This is a genomic window from Niallia circulans (assembly GCF_003726095.1).
Taxonomy (GTDB): domain Bacteria; phylum Bacillota; class Bacilli; order Bacillales; family Cytobacillaceae; genus Niallia; species Niallia circulans_A.
The window spans coordinates 5,125,816-5,148,038 of the sequence record NZ_CP026031.1 but is presented as its reverse complement, the minus strand read 5'-3'; the positions used below and the strand labels follow the sequence as shown (position 1 = coordinate 5,148,038).

Annotated in this window: 24 protein-coding genes and 3 pseudogenes; 7 read left to right on the top strand and 20 right to left on the bottom strand. The window is 34.3% G+C overall.

Annotation, left to right across the window (positions count from 1 at the left end; all coding sequences use genetic code 11):
• Positions 1-35: 35 nt before the first annotated feature.
• On the bottom strand, positions 36-734 hold the full coding sequence (locus C2I06_RS24670) for a response regulator transcription factor (protein ID WP_047945011.1): 699 nt from the start codon (positions 732-734) through the stop codon (positions 36-38).
• A gap of 219 nt (positions 735-953) precedes the next feature.
• Here C2I06_RS24670 and corA point away from each other — a divergent pair, with 219 nt between their 5' ends.
• The 5 genes from corA (at position 954) to C2I06_RS24645 (ending at position 5,798) form a co-directional block, all read left to right on the top strand.
• Positions 954-1,901, top strand: coding sequence for a magnesium/cobalt transporter CorA (gene corA / locus C2I06_RS24665; RefSeq protein ID WP_095330145.1), 948 nt, complete (start codon positions 954-956; stop codon positions 1,899-1,901).
• A gap of 175 nt (positions 1,902-2,076) precedes the next feature.
• Positions 2,077-2,922: a YitT family protein gene (locus tag C2I06_RS24660; RefSeq protein WP_371000152.1), complete on the top strand. Its 846-nt coding sequence runs from the start codon at positions 2,077-2,079 to the stop codon at positions 2,920-2,922.
• A 201-nt stretch (positions 2,923-3,123) separates the two neighbouring features.
• A complete protein-coding gene (locus C2I06_RS24655; RefSeq protein WP_095330147.1) occupies positions 3,124-3,918 on the top strand; it encodes a GDSL-type esterase/lipase family protein in 795 nt (264 codons plus the stop codon).
• Entirely contained in the window at positions 3,911-4,825 is a 915-nt protein-coding gene (locus tag C2I06_RS24650) for an ABC transporter ATP-binding protein (protein ID WP_123259071.1), read from the top strand. The genes C2I06_RS24655 and C2I06_RS24650 overlap by 8 nt, the downstream gene beginning before the upstream one ends.
• Positions 4,818-5,798 carry an ABC transporter permease gene (locus tag C2I06_RS24645; protein ID WP_095330149.1) on the top strand — a complete coding sequence of 327 codons (981 nt, stop codon included), beginning with the start codon at positions 4,818-4,820 and terminating at the stop codon, positions 5,796-5,798. Before C2I06_RS24650 ends, C2I06_RS24645 begins: the two co-directional genes overlap by 8 nt.
• A 331-nt stretch (positions 5,799-6,129) precedes the next feature.
• Here C2I06_RS24645 and C2I06_RS24640 read toward each other — a convergent pair whose 3' ends face one another.
• The 9 genes and pseudogenes from C2I06_RS24640 to C2I06_RS25700 form a co-directional block, all read right to left on the bottom strand.
• The gene (locus C2I06_RS24640) at positions 6,130-6,810 is read right to left on the bottom strand and encodes a DUF554 domain-containing protein (RefSeq protein ID WP_095330150.1); all 681 of its coding nucleotides are present in this window, start codon (positions 6,808-6,810) and stop codon (positions 6,130-6,132) included.
• 48 nt (positions 6,811-6,858) lie between these two features.
• Positions 6,859-7,680 carry a MerR family transcriptional regulator gene (locus tag C2I06_RS24635; protein ID WP_095330151.1) on the bottom strand — a complete coding sequence of 274 codons (822 nt, stop codon included), beginning with the start codon at positions 7,678-7,680 and terminating at the stop codon, positions 6,859-6,861.
• Between the two features lie 252 nt (positions 7,681-7,932).
• The gene (locus tag C2I06_RS25275) at positions 7,933-8,070 is read right to left on the bottom strand and encodes a hypothetical protein (RefSeq protein WP_164463780.1); all 138 of its coding nucleotides are present in this window, start codon (positions 8,068-8,070) and stop codon (positions 7,933-7,935) included.
• A 255-nt stretch (positions 8,071-8,325) separates the two neighbouring features.
• Complete coding sequence (locus tag C2I06_RS24630; protein WP_095330152.1) at positions 8,326-8,646, bottom strand: MazG nucleotide pyrophosphohydrolase domain-containing protein; 321 nt, start codon at positions 8,644-8,646, stop codon at positions 8,326-8,328.
• A 379-nt stretch (positions 8,647-9,025) separates the two neighbouring features.
• Complete coding sequence (locus C2I06_RS24625) at positions 9,026-10,081, bottom strand: alpha/beta hydrolase family protein (RefSeq protein ID WP_235850266.1); 1,056 nt, start codon at positions 10,079-10,081, stop codon at positions 9,026-9,028.
• Complete coding sequence (locus tag C2I06_RS24620) at positions 10,017-10,622, bottom strand: GNAT family N-acetyltransferase (protein ID WP_123259070.1); 606 nt, start codon at positions 10,620-10,622, stop codon at positions 10,017-10,019. The genes C2I06_RS24625 and C2I06_RS24620 overlap by 65 nt, the downstream gene beginning before the upstream one ends.
• Positions 10,615-11,367, bottom strand: a complete 753-nt coding sequence (locus tag C2I06_RS24615; protein WP_164463779.1) for a MerR family transcriptional regulator — start codon at positions 11,365-11,367, stop codon at positions 10,615-10,617. Before C2I06_RS24615 ends, C2I06_RS24620 begins: the two co-directional genes overlap by 8 nt.
• 324 nt (positions 11,368-11,691) lie before the next feature.
• Positions 11,692-11,953 (bottom strand): annotated as a pseudogene (locus C2I06_RS24610) (isochorismatase family protein); the annotation flags it as partial.
• Between the two features lie 28 nt (positions 11,954-11,981).
• Positions 11,982-12,152 (bottom strand): DUF1272 domain-containing protein, encoded by a 171-nt coding sequence (locus C2I06_RS25700; RefSeq protein WP_123259069.1) that lies wholly within the window; start codon positions 12,150-12,152, stop codon positions 11,982-11,984.
• Here C2I06_RS25700 and C2I06_RS25695 point away from each other — a divergent pair.
• Complete coding sequence (locus tag C2I06_RS25695; protein ID WP_338134294.1) at positions 12,084-12,302, top strand: Lrp/AsnC ligand binding domain-containing protein; 219 nt, start codon at positions 12,084-12,086, stop codon at positions 12,300-12,302. The genes C2I06_RS25700 and C2I06_RS25695 overlap by 69 nt on opposite strands.
• A 352-nt stretch (positions 12,303-12,654) precedes the next feature.
• On the opposite strand, the gene C2I06_RS24595 is transcribed toward C2I06_RS25695, so the two are convergent.
• The 10 genes and pseudogenes from C2I06_RS24595 to C2I06_RS24545 form a co-directional block, all read right to left on the bottom strand.
• Positions 12,655-13,614, bottom strand: a complete 960-nt coding sequence (locus C2I06_RS24595; protein WP_235850268.1) for a serine hydrolase domain-containing protein — start codon at positions 13,612-13,614, stop codon at positions 12,655-12,657.
• A 339-nt stretch (positions 13,615-13,953) separates the two neighbouring features.
• On the bottom strand, positions 13,954-14,493 hold the full coding sequence (locus C2I06_RS24590) for a DinB family protein (RefSeq protein ID WP_095330158.1): 540 nt from the start codon (positions 14,491-14,493) through the stop codon (positions 13,954-13,956).
• 67 nt (positions 14,494-14,560) lie between these two features.
• A complete protein-coding gene (locus C2I06_RS24585) occupies positions 14,561-15,508 on the bottom strand; it encodes a helix-turn-helix transcriptional regulator (protein WP_095330159.1) in 948 nt (315 codons plus the stop codon).
• 389 nt (positions 15,509-15,897) lie between these two features.
• Entirely contained in the window at positions 15,898-16,902 is a 1,005-nt protein-coding gene (locus C2I06_RS24580) for a DUF3231 family protein (protein ID WP_123259067.1), read from the bottom strand.
• Between the two features lie 866 nt (positions 16,903-17,768).
• A pseudogene (locus C2I06_RS24570) lies at positions 17,769-18,020 on the bottom strand (alpha/beta fold hydrolase); the annotation flags it as partial.
• 147 nt (positions 18,021-18,167) lie between these two features.
• Positions 18,168-18,355 (bottom strand): annotated as a pseudogene (locus tag C2I06_RS24565) (IS1595 family transposase); the annotation flags it as partial.
• 11 nt (positions 18,356-18,366) lie between these two features.
• Positions 18,367-18,792 carry a YvaD family protein gene (locus C2I06_RS24560; protein WP_047942734.1) on the bottom strand — a complete coding sequence of 142 codons (426 nt, stop codon included), beginning with the start codon at positions 18,790-18,792 and terminating at the stop codon, positions 18,367-18,369.
• 122 nt (positions 18,793-18,914) lie between these two features.
• Entirely contained in the window at positions 18,915-19,280 is a 366-nt protein-coding gene (locus C2I06_RS24555; RefSeq protein ID WP_123259215.1) for a DMT family transporter, read from the bottom strand.
• A gap of 1 nt (position 19,281) precedes the next feature.
• The gene (locus C2I06_RS24550; RefSeq protein WP_095330163.1) at positions 19,282-19,836 is read right to left on the bottom strand and encodes a TetR/AcrR family transcriptional regulator; all 555 of its coding nucleotides are present in this window, start codon (positions 19,834-19,836) and stop codon (positions 19,282-19,284) included.
• A gap of 461 nt (positions 19,837-20,297) precedes the next feature.
• The gene (locus C2I06_RS24545; RefSeq protein ID WP_047942737.1) at positions 20,298-21,179 is read right to left on the bottom strand and encodes a LysR family transcriptional regulator; all 882 of its coding nucleotides are present in this window, start codon (positions 21,177-21,179) and stop codon (positions 20,298-20,300) included.
• A gap of 110 nt (positions 21,180-21,289) precedes the next feature.
• Here C2I06_RS24545 and C2I06_RS25995 point away from each other — a divergent pair, with 110 nt between their 5' ends.
• On the top strand, positions 21,290-22,039 hold the full coding sequence (locus C2I06_RS25995) for a tautomerase family protein (protein ID WP_338134263.1): 750 nt from the start codon (positions 21,290-21,292) through the stop codon (positions 22,037-22,039).
• Positions 22,040-22,223: the final 184 nt, after the last annotated feature.

Below are 22,223 nucleotides of genomic sequence, written 5' to 3'. Positions count from 1 at the left end.
ACAGATTTAAGCAGAGTGGAAATAAATTTTCTTCTTTAGTCATTCACCATTGACTCATCAAACTTATAACCTACACCCCAAATAGTATGGATAAAAGGTTGTTCCTTTGTGCCAATCTTATTTCTTAACCGTTTGATATGGACATCTACCGTTCTCTCATCCCCATAGAACTGATAGCCCCACACTCGATCTAATAGCTGTTCCCTTGTGAAAACTTGTTTTGGATTACTGATTAAATAATAAAGTAGATCAAATTCTTTCGGTGTTAGATTAGTCATTACTTTATTATTGTAGATGACTTCTCTTGTTTCCTTACTTATTTTAAAATGCTCTGTTGTAAGAAACTTATCATCACCCTGGTTCATTGTTTCTTTTTGATATCTTCTCGTTACCGCTTTAATTCTAGCCATCAACGTCAACGGACTAAATGGTTTTGTTACATAATCATCTGCTCCCATCTCCAGGCCGAGCACTTGATCTGATTCGCTGTCTTTTGCGGTAAGCATAATAATCGGAACAGAACTAACTTCTCTAATCTTACGGCAAATCGTAACGCCTTCCATTCCTGGCAGCATCCAATCAATAATGATAATATCCCAGTCTTGATTTTCTAGGAAAAAGTCTAATGCTTCTTTTCCATTGTGAATAAATTTTCCTTCATAGCCTTCTTTTAAGAAAAACATTTCTAGCATGGAGCAAACACTCTCATTATCTTCGATTACAAGTATTTTCATCCTAACACTTCCTATTTTCTAGCATTCCTTCTTTGCTACTTATTATAGCAGATGTGATGAGCAAGTTTCATTTCCTGCTAGCTTAAAGGAAGAAATATTTGAAATGACCAACCCCAAACGATTCAGCCGATATTTCTGCATAAAAAGGTTTTTAATTGTAGTAAACTAACAAAATGAACTATCCTAGTTAATAACACCACCTATAAAGGAGTTATTGATATGATTCATTCTCTCGCTATAAATAAAAAGAAGCAGCTACTCACTGATCTTTCCGTTGAAGATCTAGTTGCAGGTGATTATGAATGGTTTTGGGTTGACTTTGATCAGCCAATCGATGAGGAAATTGAAAAATTACATCATCCTTTTAATTTTCACCCCTTATCTATTGAAGATTGTCTTCATAATTTACAAAGGCCTAAAATTGATTATTTTGAAACCTATACCTTTTTTGTCACTCATTGTTTAAACCCTAAAACAGTGAAGAAGGACGAGCTTAATATTTTTTTGGGCAAAAACTTTATCGTTACTTTCCATCATCATGCCTCTGTGGAAGTCAATGCCGTAAAAGAAATGTTACTAAAAGAGGAAACTGCAGCATGGACACAATACACGATTCTTTATCAGCTACTCGATCACCTCGTAGATAATTATTTTCCTATTGTCTATCAAATTGAGGATTCTCTCGCAGAAATCGATGAAAATCCTACTAATAAAACGATGGAAGCATTGCTGGATGAATTATTTTCTACTAGGCATCAGCTGCTTTCCTTGCGACATACAGTCGTCCCAATGAAAGATTTATTACATCAAATGATTAATACGGAAAAACTGGCTGCTCTCTTAATGAAAAGAGAATATTATTCTGATATCTATGACCATTTATTAAAAATCAGTGAACTAATTGAATCCAATCGTGAATTAACAACAGACATAAGGGATAGTTATCTATCCTATAATTCTCATCATTCCAATCGAATTATGCAAATCCTTACGGTTATTACAACTATTTTTATGCCACTAAGTTTCTTAGCAGGCTTATACGGAATGAATTTTTTAAATATGCCGGAGCTGCACTGGAAATATGGCTACTTCCTTCTATTATTTGTTATGGTGAGCATAGGAGTGGGCATGTTTATATTGTTCAAAAGAAAAGGATGGTTTAAATAAAAATATGTTATTAAATGCAGAGCATTGATTAGCTATATTTCAAAACTATTATGATAAAATAGAATTATCACTATTTTCACCATACAGGATTATTACATAGAATTTGGGGGGATTAACGATGGAGTCATCACATTTTCAAACAGAGGCTATCTTAGAAAAACCACAGCATAGGATTATGCCGAAAAGAGTTTTAGCAAAGAGGATATTTTTCATTATTATCGGCAGTATTTTAATGGGAATAGGAATCGAGGAATTTCTTGTTCCTAATAAAATATTAGATGGAGGAATTGTCGGAATTTCTATCATTCTCTCCCATTTATCTGGCGCGAAATTAGGCTATTTTATCTTTTTACTCAATATTCCCTTCTTCTACATCGGCTACAAGCAAATTGGCAAGACTTTTACTCTTTCCACTATGCTAGGCATCACAGTCCTTTCTCTTACTACGATATTATTACATGATGTACCTGTATTTACATCGGATTTACTTCTCGCAACGGTATTTGGCGGAATTATCCTCGGCATTGGCGTGGGAATTGTCCTCCGTTTCGGCGGCTCCCTTGATGGAACAGAGGTATTAGCTCTCCTTTTCAGTAAAAAAAGCCCCTTTTCTGTTGGCGAAATCATTATGTTTTTTAACGTCTTCATCTTTATTAGTGCTGGATTTGTTTTCTCATGGAATCGGGCCATGTATTCATTAATTGCCTATTTTATCGCTTTTAAAGTCATTGATATTGTTATAGCTGGTCTAGATGAATCAAAATCGGTCTGGATTATTAGCGATCATTCAGAAATCATCGGAGAAACGATATTGGCAAGGCTTGGGCGTGGCGTTACATATCTAAAGGGCGAAGGTGCCTATACTGGTGACACGAAAAAAGTAATTTTTTGTGTCATTAACCGTCTCGAAGAAGCAAAACTTAAAACAATTATCGAAGAGTTGGACCCTGCTGCCTTTCTTGCCGTTGCCAACATCTCGGAAGTTCGCGGAGGCAGGTTCAAGAAAAAAGATATTCATTAATATTACTCTTTGTTATTGCCTAAAAAGCTAAGCATTTTTTAGGCACCCTCTTTCTACGCAATCTTCCTTCGATGGGAACTTTGGAACCTTCCAAATAACTCCATACTTAGTCAGGAAAATAGAAAATAGAAAATCAAAACCATTCCTAGGTTTATTTCTCTTCTTTTTTGTGAAAAATTTCATTTGATAGGAGGTTATGATTTGCGGAAAAACATAACATTATCGATTTTAATCGGATCAAGCATTGTTTGTTTACTCTGGCTAATTGGCTTAGGCTGGGTATTAATCGACTATAACAATCAGCCTGAAAGCAGCGCTAAAATAGCTAGTGAAGAGAAAATAAAAGAAATGGAGAAAGATGGCATACGTCTTTTAGCTCTAGGTGATTCCCTTACCCGTGGAACCGGTGATGATACGGGTAAGGGTTATGTTGGTTATCTTTCTGATGCCTTAGAAGAAAAAACAGAGGAAGAAATCACCATTACCAACTATGGGATCAAAGGATTAACGACTGATAAATTGGCCGAACAAGTAAAAGAAGACGAAGTACAAAGACAAATAACTCATGCTGACCTTCTCTTTATAACCATTGGCGGGAACGATCTTTTTCAAGGGGGAGAATCTTTATCTGAACTCAATGAAGATTCTATAAGTAAATTAATGAAAGCTTATTCCGAGCAATTGCAGGCGGTACTTTCATCGATTCGATCCATTAATAAAGACGCCCCCATCTATTTAATGGGCTTATATAATCCTTTTAATGATTTAGACAATAGTGCTTTAACTTCCCAAGTAGTCCGCACTTGGAATAATGCGACTGCTGAAATATGTGCTAAATATAAGCAAACTATTTTTGTTCCAACCTATGATATTTTCCAGCAGAATGTTCAGCAATATTTATATTCTGACCATTTCCATCCAAATAAAAAGGGCTATCAGCTTATGGCTGAACGGGTAGCATCCCTTATTTCCTGGGAGGTAAATGACAATGAGTGACATTACGTTATCAGTTTCGCATTTAACGAAAAAAATCGGAAAGCGGGCTATTATTAAAGGCATTAGCTTTGAATTAAAAAGCGGAGAAGTATTCGGTTTTCTCGGACCAAATGGTGCTGGGAAAACAACAACCATCCGGATGCTTGTTGGATTAATCAAACCTACCTCTGGTCAAATATCCATTTGCGGCTATGATGTAAAAAAGGATTTTTCCAAAGCAATGGAGCGTTTAGGCTGTATTGTAGAAAATCCAGAGCTTTATCCTTATTTGACCGGATGGGAAAACTTAAAATACTTCGCACGAATGCTGACAAATGCAGATGATAAGCGAATAACAGAAGTTGTAGAGTTAGTAGGATTAACGGAGCGTATTCATGACAAAGTAAAAACTTATTCCCTAGGAATGCGCCAGCGTCTTGGAATTGGACAGGCATTATTAAGCAGGCCGAAAGTTTTGATACTAGATGAACCAACCAATGGATTAGACCCTTCTGGGATAAGAGAAATGAGGCAGTTCATTCGTTTTCTGGCAAAAGAAGAAGGTCTAAGTGTATTAGTCTCCAGCCATTTATTAAGTGAGATTCAGCTCTTATGTGATCGTGTATCCATTATTTTAGACGGTAAAATCATCCATACTGAATCAGTATATACTTTACTGACGCAAAAGGAAAAATTAATTTGGCGATTTACCCCGTTAGAAAAGGGAATAGAAATCTTGAATAAACTTGCTCCATCTGTCACAGTCCAGGAAGAAATGGTGATTACCCCCTATATAGAAGAAGAAGTTTCTAAGTGGAGTCGTTCATTGATGGAAGCCAATGTCGCTATAAAAGAAATGAATCGGCAAATCCCTTCGCTTGAGCATCTATTCTTAGAGCTAACAGGAGGTGATTCTGTCGGTGAATAAACTCATCTATAATGAAATGCTAAAGCTCGTGAAAAGTAAACGCTTATTGGTTGTGACGATTATCATCGGAATAATGATCATGATGTTTACCTATGCACAGCATCGTGAAATGGAAAATGTCAAAAAAAGAATTGGCGATACAGACTGGCGCGTCACCCTGCAGCAATCAATTGTCGATATGCAAAACAGAATCGGTTCAAGCGGGATTTCCGAAGAATTCCGCTCCCAGTTAAAAGTTCGCATCGACCAAAGTCAGTATTATCTCGACCATAACATCAACCCGCAAGATCCAGGTGCTCCCACCTTTTTGCGCGTGTTTCTCGATAATTCCATCCAGCTGCTGCTACCGTTAATGGTAATGATTATTTCAGCTGATATGGTTTCTTCGGAAAAAAGTTTAGGGACCATTAAGCTGTTGCTGACAAGACCAGTAAGGCGTTGGAAAATCCTTTTAAGCAAATATATTACGCTTATTCTATCAGTTTCCTTTATCTTACTTATGTTCGGGCTATTTTCTTATCTTATTTCCGGATTATTCTTTGGATATACGGGATGGACTGCACCAGTGCTAACTGGATTTACCGTGGAGGCTGGTGAATTAAATACTGCCAATGTCCATTTAGTCCCACAATGGCAATACATTCTCATGATTTTTGGACTCGGCTGGTTTGTGTCTGTTGTCGTAGGGACACTTTCCTTTATGTTCTCTGTCCTTATTAAAAGTACAGCAGCAGGAATGGGCGCTATGCTCGCATTCTTGATTTCTGGTACTATCATTAGTTCGATCGCTTCTTCATGGGAATCAGCCAAATACTTTTTCATGGTAAACTTGCGTCTAACAGATTATCTCCAAGGGAATATACCGCCAATAGAAGGCATGTCCCTGCCGTTTTCCCTGATGGTACTATCTATTTGGGGACTTGCCGGGATTATTATCTCCTTCCTTGTCTTTACGAGAAGGGATGTTTACTAAGATTTAATGTTGTTATATGTACAAAAACGGAACTTGCCAACTAAAGGAGTTCCGTTTTTTATATTCTTATGCTAACGGCTTGTTTAACTACCGCCACTTAAGTTTATGTGAAAAAATCACACTATCTTCTACACTTAGACCTTAATCCTTACAGTAGCTATTTTAAAAAGTTTAATCAAAAATAGCTTAATATAAAACTCATAGTAACTATAAACCCATTTTAAAATTATGGTAATCCGAATAAATTATATAAGTTTCAGTTTTAAAAAAACTTGGTTATTTTCTACCTGTATGGATTCATAGCCGCGCACGTTAACTTAATAGCCCTCTTTTATTTAAATAAGACCAATCCAACAAACCAAAGTACAGGTATAAACAGCGCTGGCAGCATATTTAACGATTTAGTTTCCTTAATCTCTAAAATCGATAAACCTGAACCTAGAATTAAAATTCCTCCAACAATTGATATTTCCGTCATTAACGCATTCGTTAAAAATGATTCTAAGTATTGGGCACATAAGTAAATTAACATTTGCCAAACAAATAATACTCCCGCAGTAAATGCTATCCCAAAACCATATGTCACTGCTAACGCCATCGATGTCACCAAATCTAAGGTAGCATTGGTAAATAAATAAGTATAATTATTGTGTAACGCACTTTCTATAGGACCTAAAATAGACAGGGTACCCATACAAAAAAGTAAAATCCCAGTTGATAAGCCTTTACTTAAATCAGATTGCGAAAATCGATTAACGAGCTTTTGGAAATGTGCATCGATTTCGAGAATAGTTCCTACTAATCCTCCGATAGCTAAACTTACGATAAATAGTACAGGATACTCACTATTTGACATATTTTGTACAACAGCGGTGATACCAAGTGCGACAGCTGCAAATCCCATTGCTGTAAATAAAGCTGATTGGTATTCGTCTTTAATTCCCTTTTTTAAAAAGCCACCTACTGCACTACCAATTATAATGGCGATGGTATTCACAATTGTACCAATCATGTTATCACCTCCTCTGCGATAATCATAAACCTTCAAGTAACTTGAAGGTCAAGAAGTTATAACAGGAATTTGGATTTCGGTGACAAACTTGTTTGTATTATTCGATAAACCATAATCAATATGTGTCACTTCAACAGAGTCGCCTATGATTTCATAGTGTTTTTGTTTTATATACTGTAAAAGCTGTTCATAATACGTACTGGCAGCAGCGTGTGTTCCTTGAAAGCGCAATGTAACATATAGACCTCCCGGAATTTCCTCTTGTACCGCTTCATCTACAGCCTCATTTTCTAATAATAAAAAGATGGCATCATAAAAATCAAATTGCCCCTTTTCTATTTTTTGCTTCGCAATTGACATACCAATTTTCCCTAAAAAAACGGCCGATTGTAATTTAGAGCTATTTTCAAGATTGCGAATGAAGAGTTCTAAATCGGCTCCACTTGGAATAGTTTGGCGTAACACCACCATTTCTCGTATTGGGAAGATCTGTTCTTTAACGACTCCAATATCCTGCTGTGAAAGAGCATCTTCAATTTGTTGTATTCGATTATCTATTTTTTGTTTAATTTCTTGTAATTCTTTAATTTTTTGATGTGTAATTTCACGTTGAGCATGTAGTTGGTTCACTAAGTAAACCGGATCACGATTATCGACAAAGGTTTGTATTTCTTGCAGTGATAGTCCAAGTGTCTGTAAATATTTAATTGTATTGAGCCGTTCAAAATGCGCTGTGGAAAAGTATCGATATCCAGTTACAGGGTCTACATAAGTTGGTGTTAGTAAGCCAATATCGCAATAATAACGAAGTGCACTGCTTTTTAACTGAAATAGTCGCGATACTTCCCCAATTGTAAAAATGTCTTTCATGTTTGTTTCCTTTCCGTCCCTACAGTTCCGAATATTCAGAATTGTTTTTCGGATAATTGTTAGCACTAAAAATCATGAGATTTCTCTCTCATTTCCCAGACTGATTCCACTTATTTTAACACAAATCTCCCTTACTTAATTAACATGGTTAACAATCTTTTCTGATTCTCGAATTCAAGTTAAAACTTAATCTTTAGCTTAACTGCCCCATAGCAAGATAATGAATGCCCGTTACTTCTATGTATCTATTCTTCATTTTTCATTGACTATCTTTGTCAATAAATCGTAGCATTCCTTTTCCAACCGATAAACGAGATCACCGCCATGTTCCTCAATAGCACTTAATTCGGTGTGTAAATATGCTCTAATTGGTTTATCGTATAATATCATATGGATCACGCCATTATATATTTATATTCTAAGTTCAATACCAACAGTTTAAATTCCTTCTTCAATAAACTCCCCGATTGTTCTATAAAAAGGTTCTCGACATTTACTACAGACGATAAAAGTACTTGAAGAAAGTGAAAATCAAAAGAGCTTAAATCCTTCTTGGATTAAACCCCCGCTCCTATTAATAGCATACCAATTAAAAAGAGAAATAGTCTAAGAAATGCTCCTTATAAAGGAAAAACACTTATTTTCCTAAACATTAGAATAACGATCTGATAGTTTCTTTTTATGTGACTGAAACACTTCTTCTAGTGGAATGTTGTACTTGTTAGCAATTACAATTAAATTACCTAGTACATCGCCTAATTCTTCCGTTAACTCTTGTTTATTTTCCTCATAAGAGCCTCTTGCTTCATCTGGCCTGTCTCTACCAATTTCAAGAGCTCTTATAGCCCGTGCAACCTCGCCTGTTTCTTCTGCTAGAAAGCCAATTCGAATAAATATATCTAGTTCAGACCAGCCTCTACTTTTATAATAATCCTTTACCCATTCCTGAAATTCCGTTACATTCATACTCATATTCATCTAACCTCCAATTCAATATTTTAAGTTTAACAAAAAAATGAAAGTTCTGTATAATCTTTAATGGTGTAATTCACTAGCAGGCGATATTTTGAAAAAGTTGGCAGTATTTTGTGGATCGAGTAACGGAGCATCTGATGGGGCTGGGACAAAACTAAAAAGGCTATGCTTAAAGCTGAATAATCATTTGTTGAATTAGACAAATGATAAATAAAATCTATTTTTGTTTCTCACACCATTTTATAAGATTAGTGAAATGGAGCGGAAGACACTCGACTCCTACGGGAAATAGAGGAAAGGCTGAGACCCCGTAGCACTGAACTGAACTGAACTGCAGTGGTCTTTTCTTAGGATTGAAATGATTTGCAGCTTATTTCAAATTTAAAATGCGGTGGACAATACTTTCACAGTAATCAAGATACTCTGTGCTAATCAATGTATCTTTTGGAGCTATAATAGCACTTAGGTTTATCAGAAGTTCTGAATTAGCCAAAGCTGGATTTATCATAGAATGTCCTACTTTAGGTATTGTTTTCACATTTAATTGTTTTTCTGACAATAAACCCCTGTAAATCTTCTCAGTTTCTTCAGAATCTACGTTTTCATCCTTCTCAGCTAATATTAAAAATATCAGGGAGTTTATGTTTTTAAGATCTTCTGTTGCATCTGACGAAATATTCTTTTGTACAAACGTATATCTTTCTTTGGACATACTGCTATCTCCTGTTTTTTGCTTATATTCCTCATAAGAGATACCAGTTTTAATCATTTCAGACTCCTCTATGTCTTTATTTAGTTCACTGCTTATTTCCTGATTTGTCCTATCCTCGCGTTTCATTTTCATCATAGTATAATATTGCCCTTGTCTATCCCAATTAATTGCCGGAGCTACTAATATAGAAGCAGTAATATCTTCTCGATTCTTCAGTACTTTAGGAATTACCCAGCCAGCCTGGCTGGCTCCCCAAATAATAATTTTCTCTGCATTAAAAGTCTTCTGCCCTTTTGCCCATTCAATTACTTCTTCTACTTCTCTCGCTCGATCGTCCATCGATTGATTTAACCAATCTCCAGATGATCCTCCCACACCAAGTTTATTCCAGGAAATAGAGGCAAAACCATGTTTTGCAAAACGTTCCATTAATGGCTTGTAACCACCATCTTGTGTTGCATTTTGCGCACCATCTCCATGAACAAATATAACTACTCCCTTGTTCTCTGTTTTGGGAAGAGCAAGATAGCCAACTAACGTTCCTTGCTCTGTTTTGATCGTCACCTCTTTCTCCAGCATATCGTAACTATTTTCATAAAGGAAACATCCAATAATCACCAACAGAATCAACGCAATGCCAATAAGTAATTTAAATCTCTTTTTCATTGTTATCAATTCCCTTCCACTCCATAAAATACCATTGGTTAATTCCATGTAAGTGCCTTCCTGCTATGCTTGTTCCTTCTTTCACTATTCGAAACCCAAGTCTTTCATAAAGTTTTCTAGCAGCATTATTATTTTTAGAAACATACAATGTTACAAATTGACTTTGATCCGCTGAGTTTTTAACCAATTCAATAAGTTCCGTTCCAATTCCCGTCCCTCTATATTCTTTAGATACAGTGATAAAGTCTATATGAATTTCGTTCTCTTTCTTCTCGTGACTGAGTGACCCGAAAAAAAGGAGTATTTTGACAAATGATTTAAAACTCAGCTCTTTGAACAAAAGGTTCGAAAATTCTCCTAAGTACCATTTTTTCGGTTTCATTAATAAGATGCCTTGGATGTTTTCATTCTTTATTATCAGCAAGTTTTCACTATGTTTTTTTAGAATATGTTCTGCGAGACAGTGCAATAAATACTCATATTCTCTATTTGGTAAATTTAAGGTTTTAAATTTGCCTGCGAATCCTTCCATTAATAGAACTGCTATATCCTGTATATCTTTCTTTGGATTTACCATCGTACTATGCATTTCGCCTTACCTCTAAGCTATATACCATTGCTTCCTTATAGAAAGCGGATAACTGAACTTCTTCGGTTAATAACAATGGATCTTCATATTTGGCATCTCTCCCAGCAAGCTCATCATAAAAATGCTCGATTTCTTGAAGCAACTCTTGCTCATTTTCTATACATATCCGCTTACAATAATAGGTTCCTGCTGAGAAGAGATAATCTCCTTCTAGCTTGCTTGATTCATACATTACTTTGACCTTACTTCCATCCTCCAGAATTAAATAAGAGATTTCATCCAAAATCTTTATAGAGCCATCTTTCCAGTTTGCTAACTTTTTTAACTTAATATTGTATGAATCATCTACAAATTTATCATCTAGAAAAGTAAAACACCGTTCTTCTTTATCTTCTATATTTAACTTATATGTCTCTTTTTGCTTAAGCTCTAATACTGTTTGAACATTTTCTTTTAGTCTATTAAGATGCTTAATGTCGTTTTCTACTTTTAACAGCACATCTGATAAAGCTTCTTCATAATTCATTTCCTTATCCAAAATACTTTTTATTTCTTTTATAGAAAAACCTAATTCTCTTAGCAGCAAAAGATGGGACATAGCATATACTTCTGATTCGCCATACATATGATAACCATTCCCATCAATAAATGCAGGCTGTATTAATTGTTGTTCTTCATAATGCCGAAGCAAATATTTCGTTATGTTAAGTAATTTAGCTAATTCCCCGCTTGTTAAATATTGCATCCTACTCTCCTCCTTTGATATCAATAGCATAAACTATGTGGCTACCACACAGTCAATGGATTGATCAAATTTTAAAATTTATAGTAATGAATTTATCAATAATCATAACGAGGAGAAATTCATCCTCCATTGTAAGAGCCTGATTGCAACACAAAGAGAATAACTACCATAAGAAAAGGACTTCCTATTATATAAGGAAATCCCCTGTTTGTTTGTACCATTAAAAAATGACTACAACGTAAAAAAATGTATAACAATTATACAAAAAAACCTATTTTCTTTTAAAATCAGGGTTCTTGTATAGTTGAGATAAATTACTAGATTTTACCTAAATGAATCATGAATTGGTTGAAACAGGTCATCCGTTGAATTTCTAATAACTGAAAAGTGTTCCACATTGTAATGTCCATGAAGAGTTGTATTATGGTGCTTGATGATTTGTTCTTCATTTATTACATCATTCATTGCCCAAAGTAGAGTGTCCATCACCTACTAACGTTACATCAAAACCACTTATAGTTGCTGTCCGGAAAGCACTATCTATACAATGTTGGGTTTCACAACCCATAATTACTAAATGTTCTATATGTTTGGAATTCTCCTCCACAGTTAGGTCATACATAATTTATATGCAATGTACATTCCTTACAAAAAGTACATTCTTGTGTACAAATGTATGCTAAAGAATTATTATTGAGTCCCTTGTTGCATTTTTCATAATTACTTCTAAGTGTGAACAATTTGTTGAGTTCTGCAAAAATAATTCTAATGTTATTGAATGTCATCGCCTGGCTGACTCATATAATTATTCAATAAAAGTTTTAACTAGTTCTGTCCCATCTTTGGAAAGCTTCATTGATGATTCCATGTCATTAGGACAGCCCTCTACATTAATAAGACTCTCGTTAACTGTTGATAGCAGATTAATACAGTAAAACCTATTGATGAGACATATTGCTGTATTAATAATCATCATTTCATTATGTTTATTCTAAAAATGAATCTATCACCGGCGTTCCTTTTAAGTCATAAAATAGATTCTGCACAAAGACATAAACCTTTGAATCAAGAACAAAATGGTTATAAATAACTCTTGTTAAAAATATCAACCATTATAAGTGGTCGTGCTATTTTTCAGCTTTTCTTTTTCTACTAACCTTCCCTTTTCTACCATAAGGAAGATACTACTTATTACATGTATGCTGTTCCTAGCAAAATAAAATCAGCTGCCAAATTGACAGCTGATCTTTAATATAAGAAACAGCCGTTTAAATATAATGCTTGACTCTATTCGAACAATGGCATAATGTACTTTCTAATCAATTCAATTCTATCCTTGGCACGTGGCATAAAGCGGGATGCAATCGTGACTACCATTTCCTTTTTAGGGTTAATGAAAATTACATTTCCACCATCACCTAAAGCAGCGTAACAATCATCAAGTATCCACCACAAGTAACCATAGGACAACTCTCCCCACCGGCTTTTCTCCTTTGTGCTTTCCTCTATCCATTTAGAGGAAAGGATTTGTTTTCCGTTCAATACACCCCCCTTTAAATATAACTCCCCAATTTTCCCCATATCCCGTGGTGTTAAGGTAAGGCCCCATCCAGCGGTGTTTACGCCTGTAGGATCTACTATCCAACCAGTTACACATTTATCCTTAAGAAAAGTGAAATAATCATCTTTATTTTGTATAGTCGTATTAATGGGAGCTGTGATGCCAAGCGGCTTAAACAAGGTTTCTGAAGCGAAATCAAGCACAGATTGACCAGTTGCATTTGTAAGAACTCCTGATAAAATATGTGTGCCAACGGTAGAATATTTATACTCTCCAATACTGCCTTTTCCCCCTAGCAAATCCAATGCAGCTTTTACCCAGTCATCACTTTTGTAAATTTTTGTATAAGGCTCTGACTTATATTTATATGGAGCAGTCATTGTCAACATATTTTGTATTGTTATATTTTGTATTGTCTTTTCGCCCCGCCTAATTGTATAATCCGGAAAAAATTCTAATACTTTTTGATCTATATTTTTAATATATCCTTTATCAATTGCGATACCAATAAGAATTGATATTATACTCTTTGTTACAGATGCTATATGCAATACATCCTCTTTGGTATATCCATCAAAATATTTTTCATAAACCAAACTTCCGTCTTTTTTAACAATAATGCATGCTATATTTGAATATTCTTTTTTTATTAAATCCTCAAGATTATAAATCGGATTATTATTCATAATTATCTTTTCGTATTGACACATTGACGTCAAATATATCAATACATTCCTTTCGATAAATTATTAATCAATATTGATGTAATAAAGAATAATTTATTATAAAAATATTTACAATTCTTTTTTTATAATCGAAAATATAAAGGAAAAGATTTACACTATCAGTCCTTGCATCTGCTAGCAACCACACCTTTTAACAAATTGCGTTGGAGAATAGTTCAGAAGAAACATACCCTAAAATTATTAATAATAATGAAGATAATGTAATGCTACAATGTTTCATAACGCTTTGTTAGTTCCCATCACTTAAGCTTTTTCATTTATCCGCCATGCCCCAATCCCCTATTCCTCAACTGCTAAACTCGTTTTCAGCCGATCTAGTTGTAAGAAATGATGTCTGTAATGCATTACAATCAACAAAAACCACTCCTGTGCGTTTAATGCACCAAATGCCGGATGAAGCATCTTATTACTTACGACCGATTGATGTAAAATTGACTCCATATTCCTCATCCGTTCTACAACCCTATGAAGCCCATCTACCAGGTACTCCATGCTCTCGGGTGGTTGCGGAGTATAATTCGGCGAAGCAGGGACCTTAATACGAACGGCAGGAAATTGTTCTATTTTAAACACTGCCTTCCCCTGCTCCGTTTTTTCCATCGCTGGATTCAATGTCGATTCGCTGCCATCTAAACATTGCTCGGCATTATGCAGATGAATAAAAGCTGATTGAATTAAATGTACATACATCTGTCCAATGGACCAATCTTCCTCGTTCAACTTTCTATTTAATTTCTCCATATTGAGTTTTTTTAGTTCTTCCAAATATTTTTCGACTGTAAATTCAAATGACTTCAAAACTTCCTTTGTACTACTCATCCTTCTAGCAACTCCTCATCATTTTGATATATTCATAGTATAAAAAAACACTACTGACAGCTGTATGTCAGTAGTGTTCTAAAATTTTTCTCGCTACTTCTCGAATCTTGTGACGCAAAGATTTCGGTTCAATCACCTCGATATCTTCGCCAAAGCCAAGTAAAAAATGCAATATTTCCTCCGGATATCGAACACGAAATTGAAAGATAACCTCCTTCTCCCGCTCCTCAAAGGTATCAATATAAAAATTAACTGCCTCTATAATCTTGTCGGCGATTTCTGGGGTTGCCCTAATTAAGATTTTTTCATCTCGATTGTCAGGTGGCCGATAGCTGCTTAGGTCAAAATTATTTGGCAAAAGAAATCGTTCCTCCAACACAGAAAGTTCAGTCATCCGTGACAAGCGAAAATGACGTATATCTTGTCTCAAATCACAGTGTGCGATTAATATCCAATTTCCATGGACTAGTGTTAATCCATATGGAGAAACCTTACGCTTATTTTTCCGCTTCCCATCCGTTCCTGGCATATTTTTGATATACACAAAACTGATTTTGCATTGTTTCAATATTGCGTCACGAACTTGATTAAGATAAGTTCTTACCCTATCTTCAGTTGATGGTTCACCTACATGAAGCAGTCGCATGGTTTCCCGAACAAGTGTTGATTGGTTGCGGACTGATTCCGATAAAGTAGCCTCGATTTTTCTTTTAGCAGTCTTAGCATAAATACCGTAATCAGTATCCAACCTTTGTTCAATAAAATCAGCTCCCATGAGCAGAGATACTGCCTCTTCTGCTGTAAAACTAACCGGGGGCAGAAAATATCCTTCCATTAAGGAATAACCCAGACCAGGAGCGCCTAAAATCGGAACCCCAGCCTCACTTAGTGCTTGAATGTCCCTATATATCGTACGGACACTTGTCTCAAATTGAGAAGCTAAGTCTTCTGCCCTCAGCGTTTTGCTTCGCTGTAATTCAAGCGTGATTGCAAGCTGCCGCTCAGTTTTATTCATTTTTTCTGTCCTCCACAATTTATCTTTCAAAATATATTAATGATCCGTCATAGTTGAATAGCAGTATGCAGATCTCTAAGAGAGGATCCTCTTCGCAATGTATACGCGCTAAATGCTTCGATTTGTTGCCTCGTAACGATTCTAAATTTCGCTATCCAACTAAAATTCCCCATAGCAACTCTCGGGTTTCCATCCATGTTCACCAATTCTTAATCTAACAAATATTCTTCAGCAGAATTAATCATCTCTTACCTCAATTTGCAGATTTATTTCTTATAATATCATAAAAAATTTTGTACTAAATGCCCCGTTATTCCAATAAAGAAAAATGATACAGCTTACATTAACACAAAAGCGTTGTTGAACTGAGATCAACAACGCTCCTCGTTTTAATATCCCCCTAATTCTTTTCTATTTGGGGCATGTGGTGGTTCCTCCATCCATCCCCTGTCCATTAAAATATCAGCCCCATCCTTTCCAAACTTCAAAATTTCAGGAATTAATTTCAAATATTCAGTAGACAGGTCAATTCGTGATGTGATAGATAATGCATGCCCAATATAGGTCAACCCTTGCGTATTAAGCGTGGTTACAAGGTTCATAATTAACTTTTCCGAAAATGGAGATATAGTAGAAGTTGAAACTTCGGTATTAATCATGATAGTGCCAAGTAAATCATCTTTAATTAAGGCATCATTCAGAAAGCGTATTTGTTTTTTAGCTAACTCTTTTCCTTTAATTAAATAATTTTTTATCTTTTTATCTTTTACAACTTGAATAAAACCTGTGAGTAAGATTAAACCAAAATAGTTCCTTTCAATGTTAAAAAACATTTCAGAAATTTCAAGTACATTTAGTGGCCGTTTTGGTTCAATAAATTTAGACAGTAGGCCTTCTTTAGTAACAAACTCGACTGAATCAGGATATGGAATCATTGTTGGTCTATCATATATTCCTTTAGATAGCATCAGATCAACTGATTTATTATAAAGGTCTAATGAAGAAGTCAAACAATTAGAGAAAAAAGTTCTAATATCTTCTCTTGCAACATTAGATAGCAGTATACTATAGTTCATTAAACCCATCCGACTCATACCATAGATGTAGCTTACTGAAAATAAATCAAAAAACAAAGATGGTGCTGTGAGGTCAAGATCATCATCTGAAAATCCCGCTGGAATAGGAAAACCTTCACTTTTAAATATGCTTTCTATTTCTTCTATATGTTTTTTAGATATATCTAAAGTTAGTTGAATTAGAGGGTTAACATCTGTGTAGTTCGAATGATGTAAGAAATGCTTTGTAAGACAGATGGACAAGCTATCAGATATATAAGTTCCCCACAAACCTGCAATTTCAGTTGATGATAAGCCTACTGAATGTTTTGGCTCCATTGAAAATCTCCTTTTCAATAAAATTTTTTCTAATTTAAGTATGCTCAGTTCAAAGCTATATATACCGTGAGATCGAGTTGCCATAACATCATTCCTGTTCCGCCAACTATGCACTTCTTTCAAATAGTAAGCATTAATCATGTAAATGAGCTGAATAATAACAGTATAACTACTGATTTAAAGATCGTTTCTTTCTGCCGCATGTAAAAGACAACAACCCTCACAGTTAACAAAAGTTTATGGAAATCCATCCCTTTAAAAAGAATGGTTTCGGCCCTCTGCCTAACTGTCTATGCTTAAAGATAACTTTATTCCTCCAAGCCCCTCTATATGGATACCACGAACAATTGCATAATTTGTTCAACATTTTCTTGAGTACTCCGTCTTTATATAGTGAACTGACTTTCAGAATTAATAAACTGGAATAAAAAGACTCTAAAATAAGCGATGGAAACTAGGTGCCTAGAATGGAAAGAACCAACTCAATCTCGAGTTGGATTATATAATAATGCAGATAGCGCAAAAACTGTTCAAATGATAATCGATACAATAAAAAAAGAGATAAAATGGTCGGGAAACCAACTTTATCCTACATGTGAAAAGAGGTTTTTTATTACCTCGCTAGAAGCTCTGGAATCCCTGCATAGTCACGCGCTTTCAAAACCATAAAAAGATGCTTTCCTTCTTTCAGGAAAGCATCTTTTAGCACAATAATAAAAGTGTTTTAAATCAAAGATTTATAATTAAGGCTCTGTTAAAGCTTAATGTTGATATTAATAGAAAAAACGGAAGTTCCATAAAAATGGAACTTCTATTTGATTTTATTGTCTTATTGAACTAACGCACCCAATCGTTGAATAACCTAACTACCATCTTTCTCTAATCTCTTTTATGACAACTTCTGGATTATCCCAATGTAACATATGAGAAACATTAGGTACTAAATTTACAGTTGCTCCTGTTTTTTGTGCAAAGATGCCTGAAGTTATATCCCTATACGTATCTTGTGACTTAGGAAGGGTTGCACGGAGTAATAAGATATTTAAGTTATTAGGGAGTTTTTCATAGATATCCTCCGCTTCATCTTTGTACATACCTTTAATAATGTTACCAGCACTTTCTTAGGATAATTAAGTATATAGAATAAAGAAACAAAACTTCCCCAAGAATGAGATAAAAACTGACCCATAGTTGAATAAAAGAAAAGCCCTTTATACAATAAGCTTAAATAATCTAAGTTTATCATATGTTTCTGCATTTGGAATTTAATTCCCTTTTACTATTATATCGTTCTTAGTGACTTCATTTTGCTGATGATGATTGCTCTCTAACAATTGAAACCACCAAGATAGTTGTTCAGATACGTGGTCGCCACGCCGTTAAAAAGCTGTATCCAACCTTTCAGTCTTCGGTGGTAGTTGTTGACGTTCTTGATGTGATATAGACCCTTGGTGTAGGTATTAATTACACTGTATCTACTTTACAAGGCAACTCTTTAGAAGTTGATTTGTCACTATTAATAAAAAAGGGAATAAAAAACAGTGGGTAAATCATTAAATACAAATTTACTGCCCACCAGCTTATATCAAACTCTAAACTAAATCCCCAAAATGCAATAGCCTGCAAACCCGAACAAAAGGTCAGCACTAATGAAATTAAGGCATACGGCTTCCATTTTGCACTTGTTTTCTTATATAAGTATAAGCTATAGAGCCCTGTTGCTGAGATGAAAATATCTAAAGGAAAAAACGACCAGTTCCAAGCAATAATAATGGGATTATCATAATCCTTAAAGGCCCATTCTATAGGAATAAGACTGAAATATGTAATAATCCAATATATGATAAAGCCTATATCGGTGACGAGAAAAAAAGGCTTTAAATATTTCATTAACAAAATCCTTTCTTATTTAAATATTTCTTTACTGCTGAAATAAGACCAAATGTAGTCACAGTTACAATAAACAATTATAAGAGTTCATTCCTACAGGTAATAGCATAAAATTTGAATAACTAGTATAACTTCTCGCTCATCTGAGACTTGTGATCAGATGCTTCACTATGATCGACAGTAAAGTTAAGAGTTACAACGCCGATTATAATAAGAAAAATCGCAGTAATTTTCACAAGACTTAAACTCTCATTAAAATAATATACTCCAATAATTGAAATAATTAGGATTCCTATTCCTGACCAGATTGCATAAGCCACAGAGATTTCGATCGTCTTTAATGCCAACGTTAAAAATACTAAACTGTTCAGATAGAAGAATATTAATAAAATACTTGGTAATAACTTTGTTAAGCCTTCAGATAATTTCATACTTGTTGTACCAGCAACCTCAAATACTATTGCCAAACATAAATATAGCCAAGTAATATTAATCACCTTCCTTATATTTCGAAATGCCATTCAACAATATATCCATAACTGCTTCTAATTTTTCTTTAATTGTTAATGAGCTTTGCGAAGCATAAATTTGATTTATAGCACCTAGATACAACTCAATAAAGATATCTAGATTAATATCTCGAAGGTTTCCTTGTTTTATCCCTTGCTTCATCAAAGTAAGAACAGTTGACCATTCTTCTCTTAGGAAAATATCTAATTTCTCCCATTGTTGAAAATGGTGCTTTTTTAAATCGGACAATAAGCGAATATCCATAATCCCGAACTCTTCAGGAGTACTACAAAGGATAAGTTTAATCTTATCTAACACATTTGTATTCTCATCCATAACAATCTCTTGTTCATTTTGCTTTATACTATGAATAAGTTTTTCGATAATCTCGTCAACAATCTGATCTTTTGAAGAAAAGTATTGATAAATTGTTCGTTTGCTTGTTCCTAAATTAGCAGCTAACTCACTCACTGTAAAACTAAATCCTTTTACTTGAATCAATCTAATTGTTTCATCAATAATTCTATTATGCAAAAACAGACCTCCTACCAATACGAATGAAACTCATTCGGTTTTATTGGTACCAGTATAGTATAATATCTAAAATTGCACAATAGTTTTATAAAATGTAATAATGACAGATACTCGAACTCTATTTCCGGAATGAGAGGCGCTGCATTATTTAGTCAAATAAATAAACAAGAACTTCTACTTATGAATGATTCTGAGCCAGCGTCTTCATAGAACAATTTCAATCGTACAATCCACCTTCAGTTAAAAACTATCTTAATAGCTAATCAAATTTGATCATTAAAAGAAACCATCAAATATTAGATGGTCCCTTGTTCATATTTGCAATTATTATCCCTTGAATATATAAAGAACAGTTATTTATCATGTACGGATTTCTTTATTTGTTGATAAAGAAATACCTTAAAAATACTAATTATCTCATCATATTAAGTGAATGATTATCTTTAAACGCACCTCTCCCTTTATTTAACTCTTGAAAGGCTTTCTATTAAGTAGTTTAAAAGTAATTGTTTGGAAGAAGTCATGTTATCATACCTCAAATTTCTCATAATACCTATCTTAATATCTGAATTGTTAATCTCTACATCTAATTTTTTACAGTTGTCGGGAATAGGCATGGAAGAGACAATTACGCCTATTGCTCCATCTATTGATATAATAAACTGTGGGATTATCGATAATTGGCTAATTGTATAGCAAAAGGGCTTTTTAGAAATAGTTAGTAATTCTTTTTCTAACTTTAACTGATAAATGCAGTTCTTTCCTCCTGTAACAATTGGATAATCGCACAGCTCTTCTAAGCTGTACATTCTACTTTTATTAGCGAAAGGGTGTATATTGGAGACTATAAATGCTAGCTTCTCTTCATATAAAGATTCAAATGTGTATGGAAACTGTCCAGCAATTTCTGCACATATGGCAAAGTCTATTTCGTTTTTCTCCAGAGCTGCTGCTAAAGAATTTGTATTTCCTACAACAAAGTTGCAAACGATTTTAGGCTTTTCCCTACTAAATCGAGCTAGAATACTTGGTACTATATTCGTTATTGAGTCAATAATCCCTATATTAATAGTTCCAACTTCTTCTTTTTGTATTGCCTTTGCCTGCTCCGTAACAAACTTCCAATGGTTGATAAGATCATCAACTTCTTCCGCAAATATTTTCCCAGCAGGTGTTAACTCAGCCTCCCATCCTCTATAAAAAAGGCTAATTCCCAATTCCTTTTCTAATCTTTGAATTTGATTCGTAATTGTTGATTGTGCATAATGCAGTGATTCTGCAGCTTTTGAAAATGTCCCTTGTCTTAGTATCGTTTGAAAAGTAATTAGTTCTTTTAAATCCATTATCTTCCCTCTTCATCGAAATTATCGAATTATGTTATTCAATTAATTCAATTATATAGATCAAGAGTTATAAACTACAATGATATTAATAAGATAGAGGAGGATATAATATGCCATTTATTAAAATTAGTTATCTTGAAGAGCAATATAATAAGAAGGAATTAAAATTTATTAGTACACAAATAATGAATTCTCTAATCAAAGAATTTAATGTCCCATATGATGATTTTTTTCAAGTATTTGATTCACACAAAAAAGAACAGTTCCATTTCAATTCCCACTATTTAATCAATGCCAAAAGAACTAAAAAACTTTTGTATATTCAAATTACATGCGGAATAGGCAGAACTATTGAACAAAAGAGGAATCTATACCATACACTAACTGATAATCTTAGTGAAAAAAATATTGTCACTAAAGAAAATGTTTTTATCATTCTTAATGAGACTCCATTGGAAAATTGGTCATTTGGTATGGGAGAAGCACAGATGGTTACTAATTGGAACGCTGCTACTACCATAATAAAAGAAAATCATTTATCTAAGAAAGAAATAAAATCAAATATTAGAAGTACGCTAGGAGATTTAGCTCCTGCATTTGTAGACTATACTGAAAGTGTGCTTTTCGGTGATTTATGGAAGAGAAAAAACTTATCGATGCGAGATAGAAGTCTAATTACGCTTTCTTCCTTAATTACAGCAGGTAACATAGAACAATTACCATTTCATATCAATTTAGCGATGGAAAATAAAATCAAAGAAGATGAAATAATCGAGTTAATTACGCACCTTGCCTTCTATACTGGTTGGCCTAAGGCAGCTTCTGCACTGGATGCAGCCAAAAAAGTATTTTCATCATAATCTGTATTGGCTAAAAGTGTGTTGAGCATAGTTCAACACACTTTTACTGTAAACATTCTATTTTATAAAAAAGCCATACTTATTTTATCTATTTTGCTAGATTGATTATTTGTAAGATTCTCCATTGGAAATTATAATCCTGCTACCAATTAGCACTTATCAATAACGTAACTTAATAGTTTTT

Coding starts and splice junctions, on each gene's coding strand:
- C2I06_RS24670 (WP_047945011.1), bottom strand. CDS start 734: ATGAAAATACTTGTAATCGAAGATAATGAGAGTGTTTGCTCCATGCTA.
- corA (WP_095330145.1), top strand. CDS start 954: ATGATTCATTCTCTCGCTATAAATAAAAAGAAGCAGCTACTCACTGAT.
- C2I06_RS24660 (WP_371000152.1), top strand. CDS start 2,077: ATGCCGAAAAGAGTTTTAGCAAAGAGGATATTTTTCATTATTATCGGC.
- C2I06_RS24650 (WP_123259071.1), top strand. CDS start 3,911: ATGAGTGACATTACGTTATCAGTTTCGCATTTAACGAAAAAAATCGGA.
- C2I06_RS24640 (WP_095330150.1), bottom strand. CDS start 6,810: ATGATTGGTACAATTGTGAATACCATCGCCATTATAATTGGTAGTGCA.
- C2I06_RS24635 (WP_095330151.1), bottom strand. CDS start 7,680: ATGAAAGACATTTTTACAATTGGGGAAGTATCGCGACTATTTCAGTTA.
- C2I06_RS25275 (WP_164463780.1), bottom strand. CDS start 8,070: ATGATATTATACGATAAACCAATTAGAGCATATTTACACACCGAATTA.
- C2I06_RS24630 (WP_095330152.1), bottom strand. CDS start 8,646: ATGAATGTAACGGAATTTCAGGAATGGGTAAAGGATTATTATAAAAGT.
- C2I06_RS24625 (WP_235850266.1), bottom strand. CDS start 10,081: ATGGAATTAACCAATGGTATTTTATGGAGTGGAAGGGAATTGATAACA.
- C2I06_RS24620 (WP_123259070.1), bottom strand. CDS start 10,622: ATGCATAGTACGATGGTAAATCCAAAGAAAGATATACAGGATATAGCA.
- C2I06_RS24615 (WP_164463779.1), bottom strand. CDS start 11,367: ATGCAATATTTAACAAGCGGGGAATTAGCTAAATTACTTAACATAACG.
- C2I06_RS25700 (WP_123259069.1), bottom strand. CDS start 12,152: ATGACATTCAATAACATTAGAATTATTTTTGCAGAACTCAACAAATTG.
- C2I06_RS24595 (WP_235850268.1), bottom strand. CDS start 13,614: ATGAATAATAATCCGATTTATAATCTTGAGGATTTAATAAAAAAAGAA.
- C2I06_RS24590 (WP_095330158.1), bottom strand. CDS start 14,493: ATGAGTAGTACAAAGGAAGTTTTGAAGTCATTTGAATTTACAGTCGAA.
- C2I06_RS24585 (WP_095330159.1), bottom strand. CDS start 15,508: ATGAATAAAACTGAGCGGCAGCTTGCAATCACGCTTGAATTACAGCGA.
- C2I06_RS24580 (WP_123259067.1), bottom strand. CDS start 16,902: ATGGAGCCAAAACATTCAGTAGGCTTATCATCAACTGAAATTGCAGGT.
- C2I06_RS24560 (WP_047942734.1), bottom strand. CDS start 18,792: ATGAAATATTTAAAGCCTTTTTTTCTCGTCACCGATATAGGCTTTATC.
- C2I06_RS24545 (WP_047942737.1), bottom strand. CDS start 21,179: ATGGATTTAAAAGAACTAATTACTTTTCAAACGATACTAAGACAAGGG.
- C2I06_RS25995 (WP_338134263.1), top strand. CDS start 21,290: ATGCCATTTATTAAAATTAGTTATCTTGAAGAGCAATATAATAAGAAG.